This window comes from Bacillus sp. NPDC094064, from assembly GCF_050279585.1.
Lineage (GTDB): Bacteria > Bacillota > Bacilli > Bacillales > Bacillaceae_G > Bacillus_A.
The window spans coordinates 1-1,561 of sequence record NZ_JBNNUI010000027.1 but is presented as its reverse complement, the minus strand read 5'-3'; the positions used below and the strand labels follow the sequence as shown (position 1 = coordinate 1,561).

The following is a 1,561-nucleotide window of genomic DNA, read 5'->3' as shown; positions in this document are numbered from 1 at the left end:
TCAGGCTGTGGAGAAAGTCTTCTCCATAGCCTGTTTTTGTGTCTGAACCTCTTTTTGTGTGTCAACACTGATAAAAAAGAGGAAAAGGAGAGATTTCTTATGATGGGTGCTTTAAAAAATCATCGTGATGAACGTGTATCTGTTTCTGTAGAAGAGTTAGTTCCACAAGATCATTTCCTTCGTGCGATTGAAGCGACAATTAGTTTTAATTTTATTGAGGAGAAGTTACGCCCTTATTACTGTGAAAACAATGGACGTCCGTCAATCCACCCCATCGTTTTATTTAAAATGATGTTTATTGGATATTTTTATGGTATTCGTTCTGAGCGTCAATTAGAAAAGGAGATTAAAACGAATATTGCCTACCGTTGGTTTTTAGGGTTTTCTCTATCAGATACTATCCCAGATCATTCTACAATCAGTTGGAATCGCCGTACCCGTTTTATTCATACAAATATTTTCGAAGAAATTTTTGATGAGATTGTGAGGCAAGCGACGGAGCACCGGATGGTCGGAGGACGTGCGTTGATGACAGATTCTACACATATTAAGGCCAATGCTAATAAAAATAAATTTGTACACAAATATAAAAAAGAAAAGGCAAAGTTTTATATAGATGAACTAGAAGCTGCGGTAATCGAAGATCGTGAGGTACACGGAAAAAAGAATTAAAACCTAGAAAGGAAAGTGATACCCCTACTAAAAAAACTCGTATAAGTACTACGGATCCAGATAGTGGATTTTTAATGAGAGATGGAAAACCGAACGGTTTTCATTTCTTAGATCATCGTACGACTGATGCGAAGTACAATATCATTACAGATACCTATATAACGGCTGGAAATATGGCAGATTCCGAGCCGTATTTAGCACGTCTACAAGCTCAAAGTGATAAGTTCGGATTTGAAGTGGAAGCTGTCGCTCTTGATGCAGGTTATTTTACAGGTTATATCTGTAAGAAGTTATCAGAAAGAAATATATTTATGGTGATGGGGTATCGCCGATTTGGAAAGCGAAATAAAGAAGTACCGAAAAGCCAATTTAAATATGTAGAAGAAATGAATGCATTTGCTTGTCCGATGGGATGTATTTTAGAGTATGCAACAACGGATCGCGAAGGATATCGTCAATATAAATCGAATCCAGAAGACTGCGCTGTTTGTCCGTTACGTGAGGTGTGCTTTTCAAAGAAACAAAAACAAAAAGTTATCACTCATCATATATGGGAGAAATATAAAGATATCGCTAGAAAAAACAAGCTAACAGCTACAGGGAAAAAGTTGTATAAAGTACGCTGTTCAACTATAGAGCGAAGCTTTGCGGACGCCAAAGAACTCCATGGCTATCGATATGCTCGGTTTCGAGGGCTGAAGTTTGTCCAAATGCAGGCTTATCTCACCGCAGCTTGTCAAAACATGAAAAAAATAGCCCTCCATCTGACCAAAAAGAGGCTGGTGGAGGGCTATTTTTCTAAATTCTATTATTTTATGTTGTTTTCATTCGCTAAAATCAAAAAAGATTCCAGAGTGTTAGGAACCCTAAAGGGTTTCCAAACACTCTG

General features: G+C 37.6%; 1 protein-coding gene. It reads left to right on the top strand.

The genetic code is table 11. The features are described 5' to 3' along the window. Window positions 1-99: 99 nt before the first annotated feature. Window positions 100-1,561 (top strand): IS1182 family transposase gene (locus ACQKNI_RS26060; RefSeq protein ID WP_427282722.1). Its coding sequence is split into 2 segments (ribosomal slippage), with 1,463 coding nucleotides annotated over them: window positions 100-661 and window positions 661-1,561; the frame shifts between segments, so codons are not numbered across the junction. This gene is flagged as partial in the annotation.